Raw genomic sequence first — 7,109 nt, 5'->3', positions numbered from 1 at the left:
CCTTGGTCTTGCCGATCTTCTTGCGACTGGTGGCGATGTATTTGTCGATCGCGTCTCCGAGCGTCTCCTTGCCGATCTTGGCGGCCTCCAGTCCGCCGGGCTTGTCGAGTTCCCGCTGGCGCCGCGCGATCCAGCCTTTGGCCATGGCGCGGTCGTTAAAGGTGCGCGATTCCCGGTGGACAAATTGCCCGTCGCGTATCAGTACGATCTGCGCGGAATAGGCGATGGTGCCGTCCTTGCGGCGGCGCTGGTTGATGGTTCCCACTACGACTTGCCCTCCTGGACTACGACATGTGTCGTAGTTCAGCCCAAAACGAGGGTAAATAGCAAGCAAAGAGGCTAAATTTAAGGGTGCGCAGGTCCGCACAAGTGATTGATAAGACTGAAATATGAGCGATTTCAATAAGTTCAGATTTTCCGTGGCCCCCATGATGGATTGGACCGACCGGCATTGCCGGATGTTCCATCGCCTGATGACGCGGCGCGCGCGGCTCTACACGGAGATGCTGACCACCGGCGCCATCCTGCATGGCGATCGGCGGCGCCTGCTGGCGTTCGATGGGCGCGAGCATCCCGTTGCGCTTCAGCTCGGCGGCTCCGATCCGCGCGATCTCGCGGCGTCGGCAAAAATCGGCGAGGATTTCGGTTATGACGAGATCAATCTCAATGTCGGCTGTCCTTCGGATCGGGTGAAGGAAGGCCGCTTCGGCGCCTGCCTGATGGCCGAGCCGGCTTTGGTCGCTGCCTGCGTCGAGGCCATGAAGGCTGCCGTGAGGATACCGGTTACCGTGAAATGCCGGATCGGCATCGACGATCAGGACCCGGAAGCAGCGCTGGATGCGCTCGCGCGCGCTGTCGTCGCGGCAGGGGCGGATGCACTGATCGTTCATGCCCGAAAGGCCTGGCTCAGCGGCTTGTCGCCGAAGGAAAACCGCGACATCCCGCCGCTCGATTACGACAGAGTTTATCGCCTGAAAGCGGCGATGCCCGGCGTTGCTGTCATCATCAATGGCGGTATCGGCAGTCTTGCCGAGGCGAAGCAGCATCTTCTCCATGTCGACGGCGTGATGCTGGGACGGGCCGCTTATCAGGAGCCGTGGCGCCTGCTTGGCGTCGATTACGAACTGTTCGGCGAGACATCGCCATGCGCCACGATGAAGGACGTCTTCGAAGCGGTGATGCCGTATGTCGAGCGCGAGCTGGCCGCCGGCACGCGGCTGCATGCGATCACGCGGCATTTCGTCGGCGCGTTTCATGGCGTGCCGGGGGCGCGCGCGTTTCGCCGTCATCTTGCCGAGCATGGAGTCAAGGCCGGCGCCGGCGTCGACGTGCTGCGCGATGCGGTCGCGCTGGTTGGAGAGCGTTCGCCCGCCGCAGTTGCGGCTTGAGGGCTTTAGGGATAGCCGCGCAGCATCAGGCTGTCGGGCCGCACTTCCCAGCTTTCCAGCCGATCCAGAAAACTCATGCCCAACAGATTGGTTTTCATCTGCCCGTGCGGCACCACCAGGGCCGGCACCGAACGCTCCACCAGCTTGCCGATGGCGAGCCGATCGAGCGTGAGCCGCGCCGCCTTGGTGTGACCGCTGGCGGTTTCGAGGTCGACGTCGTATTCGAGCACCTCGAGCGGGAGCCCGGCCGCTTTCGCGGTCTCATAGGTAAGCACGACTGATGTTGCGCCGGTGTCGATGACCATTGGCGCGACAACACCGTTGATCTTTGCTTGCAGCGCGAATTCGCCGCCCTGGCCGCGCGAAATCTGCACGCTGCGGACGGCAGGGGATGGACGCAACAGCTCCGAGAACGTGCTGGAGACCACACTTTCGGCCCGCGCGATCTGGCGGGGATCGCCATAGGCAACGACGGCGCCGGCAGTCGCGACCAGGACGGCAAGCACCAGGAGGAGGCGGCTCATCGCACGCCTCGCAATGCCGTCAGACAGAGATCGCCTTCGAACGCCTTGACGGCTCGATCGGCTGCAAACCTGCATCCCTCATCCGTGCCGGCAACTCCGTCATCAGCGACAGACGCTCCGCGCTCTCCATGCGATGCCAGCGCGCGATTTCGGGAAGCGTGCGCCCGCACCCGAAGCAAAGGTTGGTTCTCGGATCCATCATGCAGACTGCGATACACGGCGTCTCTAAGCTCATGGTTTGATTGTGGAACGAAATCTGTTGCTTGCCAAGCGCGCCTCACAATCCGGTTCCGGCGCTCAGGATCGGCTTGTTGCGGCTCGTGCTTGGCGCTTCGGGCGGCCTCATACCCGCATAGTCGGGCTGCAGGGGCGGCGAATCCTCCGACATCGGTCCGAGCGCCGACATCACGCGCTCGGGCGGGAACGTGACGATGACCTCGGTGCCGATGCGGATTTTTGATTTCAACGTGAAGGTGCCGCCGTGCATGTCGATCAGACTTTTGGCAATCGGCAGACCGAGGCCCGCGCCCTGTTCAGCGGACTTGATGGAGTTGGAGCCTTGTCCGAACGAGGCCAGCACGATCGGGATTTCTTCTTCGGCGATGCCGGAGCCGGTGTCCTTGACGGTGAGATACTGGCCGCCGGATGCAGTCCAGCCCACCTTCAGCCAGATATCGCCGCCTTGCGGCGTGAACTTGATCGAGTTCGACAATAGATTCAGCACAATCTGCCGCACCGCGCGTTCGTCACCCCAGATGCGCGGCATGCCCTGTTCGAAAACTTCGTGAATGGTAATGCCGCGGTTGGAAGCGCGCAGCTTCAAGAGATGGTGGCAGTCGGAAACGACATGCACCAGCGAGACCGCCTCTTCGTTGAGCTCGTAGCGTCCGGCTTCGATACGCGACAGGTCCAGGATCTCGTTTATGAGATTGAGCAGGTGAACGCCGGAGTTGTGAATGTCGGCGGAATATTCGCGATAGACTGGAACGGCGTGCGCGCCGAAGATCTCGCTCTTCATGACCTCGGAAAACCCGAGGATGGCGTTCAGCGGCGTTCGCAGTTCGTGGCTCATCTGCGCGAGGAAGCGCGACTTGGCGACGTTGGCAGCTTCAGCGCGGTGGCGCGCTTCATCCGAGATCGCCTTGGCCTGCTCGAGCTCGCCGATCAGGGCATCCTTTTCGGCGCGCGCTTCCAATGTCGCCAGCGTCGCCGAATGCAGCTGATGCGCCAGCAGCGCGAAATAGCCTTCCGCCGCGAGCGCAAGCAGCGCCAGCACGTAATTGCCGAACGTGCCGCTGAGCGCGAAATTGAAGGCGATCGCCGCGGTCACCGGCGCGGTTGCCGCGAACGCCGCGATTGGCAGGCTCGCGGCGAGCATGCTCGACACGGCGACCACCAGCAGCATCAGGAACATGATCAGCGTATTGGAAACAGCATCGAAGCCGGACGGATGAATCAAAAGCGCCGTCCAGCCGAGGCCATAGAGCAGGTCGAGCACGATGAAGCGCGTCCGCCATTTGCGGATTTCGATCAACGTCGGCTGGGCTGAAATGAACTGGCTGCAACTGCGAATGATCGCGGTGTGAATGCAGAGCAGGCCGCAGGTCCAGGCCGCGGCCGAAACCAGCGGCATCCAGAAGCTGAACAGCACGCCCGACGCCACGATCAGCAGCATCACGACGTAGGACGCCGACAGGCGTGTCTGGGCATATTGGCGAAGCAGTTCGCTGTCGAAAGCGGGTCGAGTTCCACTCGTCGACGTTAACCGATCGCGCGCCTCCCGCACCCGCTGCGCCGCGGCGCGCCGGCTGGCGCCAGGCGCCAGGGCAGGCGGCTCAGCCGGAAGCTGCACGACTTCTGGCTTTTCAGCGGAATTACTCATCAAGCAACACAAATCCTGCCCGCCGCTACCCAGCTAGCGGGCGAGCTTTTGCATCATCTATCTGTGGCGCCAAATTCTTAAGAGGTGCCTTAAGAAGCTAAAAATTCTCCTTAACCAGAGGTTAAATTAACCTCTTTTGACCCTGCGTATCGCGCGTTGCAGCGGCGCGCGCCGTGCTCGTCAGAGATGGCTAGGCCTTCTCCAACAGGCCAAGCTTGCCCGCGACCCATTTCGTGGTCGGGGCCTGGATCAGGATCGTCATCAGAATCGCGATGAAAGTGACCGACGCGATCATCTGGGCGCCGGGCGCCTTCATGCCGACCAGAAGACCAGCCAGCGCCGCTGGAATAACGCCGGTCTCGCGGGTCCACGACATGAACAGCATCTCGTTGAAGCTCCACTTCGCGCGGCGGTCCGGCAGTGCGCAGGCGAAAACCGTCAGCGGCCGGGCGACCAGCATGAGAACGGCGACGATGGCGATGCCACTCCACAGGTGTCGACCCATCAGGGCAAAATCGACCTGCGAGCCCAGGAGAATGAAAATAACCAGGCGCATGATGAAAGCGGTGGTTGCCACATACTCGTCGAGCTTCTGAGCTTCCCCCGGCTCCATCTGAAAGCCGAACAACTCTTTGTTTCCCAGCACGATTCCGAAGACGAACACCGCCATGAAGCCGCTTGCCTGCAGGCCGTCGGCGGCAAAATAGGCGCCGATGACGGCGACCAGGGTCACCACCGGCCCATACTCCGCAAGAAAGGCCCATCTCTCGTGCGCAATCAGCAGCGCGGCAAGATAGCCCAGCACGCAGCCAGCGACGATGCCCACGATCGATTGCTTGAGCAACTCCAGGAGGGAGGAGGTCAGCGAAAATTCGCCCGCTCCCATGGCAATCGCCAAAACGCCGAAAGTGACGATTGCACCCATGGCATCGTTGAAAGCCGACTCGCTCATCACGGTCTGTGCGACCCGGTCGCGAATCTTCACCTGGCGAAAAATCGGGACCAGGGTCGCCGGATCAGTCGAGGCAAGCGTGGCACCGAGCAACAGCGCCACCACAAGCGGGCTGCCCAGTACAAGATAAGCGGCAATTCCGGTCACAGCCGCAGTGATGACGACCCCGACGGTCGCGATCACCACGATCGTGATCCAGACCCGCTTCAAGACCTCGAGCCGCAGGGACGCGCCGCCGTCAAACAGAATGTAGCTCGCCCCGAAAAGCAAGACGATCTGGTTCAAAGCCGAATCCGCTTCGATGTTGACCAGACCGAGGCCCGCCGGTCCGACGCCCATGCCGACGATCAGAAACAGTGCGACGTCGGGAATTCTGATCTTTTGAGCCAGAAAGCCGGTGAGGATGCCGATGGTCAGGATAAGTCCGAATTGAAGCAACGTCAGTTTGGCGATCTCAACCGAACTCATCCGGTCCTCCAAACGATTTGATGGGAACCCCAAATTCTTCGTCACGACGTGCAACAATGCTGCCGGGCGAGCTTTTGCAATATCTTTCTGTGCCGCCAAATTCTTAAGAGGTGGCTTAAGAAGGTAAAAATTCTCCTCAGCGAGAGGTAAAGCGAGGCCTTCCGCAACCGCGCTGCGGTTCAACGGCGTCATGGCGGCCGGAAGAACAGACGGTTTTGCAGCCAGCATGTCGGCGAACATATTCGCACCGGCGAGCAGCAGCCGGTTGGGCGAGGAATATCGGCTCCTCGACGGTGTCGCATGTCAGTGGGGCCATCACCGAACAGGAGAGATGCACGACGAAACTCGCTGTCCGACTTCTAATGCTCTCAATGTTGACGGCCTCGTTGCTCGTCGGTCCTGTCGTCACGCCGGTCGGGGCGACGACGATGAACAGCAAGCACGGGACAAAGTAGAGGGTGAGGGTTATGCGGCAAAGCCCTGGAGCTGGCGGTCCTCAACCAGCTCGTATATCCGCAACTACGACGATGATTTTGATCGAAAGGCCGCGGGAGGCGGCTATTGAAGGCCACTGTTTGTTTCGTCGAGCTTAGTTGAAGCGGGGGACCGGATCGGGAAGCGCCGGCCGGCGATAGGGCCGTAGTAGGCTGTCGTTTGGCGCCAAGAATACCTGCTCAATTAGCGATGCTGCGTCTGCGCCTCGCAGTTTGCGAGAAAGGCCTTCATGTTCTCGGTTGGCGACTGACTGCGGCGCACTGTCTCGTCCGTGGGCAACGCTCGCCATTGCTTCAGGCAGGCTCGCTCGATCGGGTCGTCCGGGGTGTATTTGTACGAGATAACGACATCAGCGATGTCGTTTCTTGCTTGCCAGCCGACACGTTGTTCGGGACCGTTATCTCAAGCTCGCGCGCGCTGAGCCATTTTAGCGCCATCGGCCTTGGAGCGCCGTAGGATGGGTCATCCATCCCGAATACTACGCCGATAGTTGGCAAGGATTGTGACACTTTATCCGGACGAACGATCTCGACGGTGTCGTCGACAGCAGTCACTAACCCAGCACACCAAACATTCTGGGAAAAGCGCGCAGTCCACGAACCATCCGGTGAAACAGCCTCGGCGAACACCCGGCGTGGTTCACATTCGCTCGAACCGATCGGGCCAAGCATCAAGAAGAAGCCAGCGATTGGCACGAGCCCAATGGCTGCGAGGACCGCCAGCCAAATGAGAAGGGGACGAACCATGGTTTCGGACCGCCCCCTTGATCTGTTGGCTTACTTCTCCAGCCGCGCCAACAGGCTCGACGTATCCCAGCGCTTGCCGCCCATCTTCTCGACTTCAGAGTAGAACTGGTCCACCAGCGCGGTGACCGGCAGATGCGCGCCGTTGCGGCGGGCCTCCGAGATGCAGATCGACAGGTCCTTGCGCATCCATTCCACCGCAAAGCCGAAGTCGTACTTGCCCTCGTTCATGGTCTTGTAGCGGTTCTCCATCTGCCAGGACTGCGCCGCGCCCTTGGAAATGGTCTCGATCACGGAAGCGATGTCCAGGCCCGACTTCTTCGCAAAATGGATGCCTTCCGAGAGCCCCTGCACGAGGCCGGCGATGCAGATCTGGTTGACCATCTTGGTGAGCTGTCCGGCGCCGGCCGGACCGAGCCGTTTGCACATCCTGGCATAGGCGGCGATGATCGGCTCGGCGCCGGCATAAGCATCTTCATTGCCGCCGCACATCACCGTGAGCACGCCGTTCTCGGCGCCGGCCTGCCCGCCCGACACCGGCGCATCGACGAATTTGAAGCCGCCCTTGGCGGCAGCCGCATCGAGTTCGCGCGCAACCTCGGCCGACGCGGTCGTATGATCGACAAAGGTCGCGCCCTTCTTCATTCCGGCGAACGC

General features: G+C 61.2%; 7 protein-coding genes and 1 pseudogene. 1 reads left to right on the top strand and 7 read right to left on the bottom strand.

The window, feature by feature from the left end; all coding sequences use genetic code 11:
- A pseudogene (locus tag NEZ08_RS20385) lies at nt 1–265 on the bottom strand (site-specific integrase); the annotation flags it as partial.
- 124 nt (nt 266–389) lie between these two features.
- On the opposite strand from NEZ08_RS20385, the gene dusA reads away from it, so the two are divergent.
- The gene (gene dusA, locus NEZ08_RS20380) at nt 390–1,388 is read left to right on the top strand and encodes a tRNA dihydrouridine(20/20a) synthase DusA (RefSeq protein ID WP_298110942.1); all 999 of its coding nucleotides are present in this window, start codon (nt 390–392) and stop codon (nt 1,386–1,388) included.
- A 5-nt stretch (nt 1,389–1,393) separates the two neighbouring features.
- Here dusA and NEZ08_RS20375 read toward each other — a convergent pair whose 3' ends face one another.
- The 6 genes from NEZ08_RS20375 to NEZ08_RS20350 all read right to left on the bottom strand — a co-directional run.
- Entirely contained in the window at nt 1,394–1,912 is a 519-nt protein-coding gene (locus NEZ08_RS20375) for a TIGR02281 family clan AA aspartic protease (protein WP_298110939.1), read from the bottom strand.
- A 19-nt stretch (nt 1,913–1,931) separates the two neighbouring features.
- Nucleotides 1,932–2,147: a DUF1289 domain-containing protein gene (locus tag NEZ08_RS20370; RefSeq protein WP_298110936.1), complete on the bottom strand. Its 216-nt coding sequence runs from the start codon at nt 2,145–2,147 to the stop codon at nt 1,932–1,934.
- A gap of 42 nt (nt 2,148–2,189) precedes the next feature.
- Nucleotides 2,190–3,794 carry a HAMP domain-containing sensor histidine kinase gene (locus tag NEZ08_RS20365; protein ID WP_298110933.1) on the bottom strand — a complete coding sequence of 535 codons (1,605 nt, stop codon included), beginning with the start codon at nt 3,792–3,794 and terminating at the stop codon, nt 2,190–2,192.
- A 190-nt stretch (nt 3,795–3,984) separates the two neighbouring features.
- The gene (locus NEZ08_RS20360; RefSeq protein ID WP_298110930.1) at nt 3,985–5,214 is read right to left on the bottom strand and encodes a cation:proton antiporter; all 1,230 of its coding nucleotides are present in this window, start codon (nt 5,212–5,214) and stop codon (nt 3,985–3,987) included.
- A gap of 788 nt (nt 5,215–6,002) precedes the next feature.
- The gene (locus NEZ08_RS20355) at nt 6,003–6,455 is read right to left on the bottom strand and encodes a hypothetical protein (RefSeq protein WP_298110928.1); all 453 of its coding nucleotides are present in this window, start codon (nt 6,453–6,455) and stop codon (nt 6,003–6,005) included.
- Between the two features lie 30 nt (nt 6,456–6,485).
- The coding region (locus tag NEZ08_RS20350; protein ID WP_298110925.1) for an NAD(P)-dependent oxidoreductase at nt 6,486–7,109 on the bottom strand (624 nt) is incomplete at its 5' end.

This window comes from Bradyrhizobium sp. (assembly GCF_027451485.1).
Taxonomy (GTDB): Bacteria; Pseudomonadota; Alphaproteobacteria; order Rhizobiales; family Xanthobacteraceae; genus Bradyrhizobium.
This window is presented reverse-complemented; position numbering and strand designations above follow the sequence as displayed.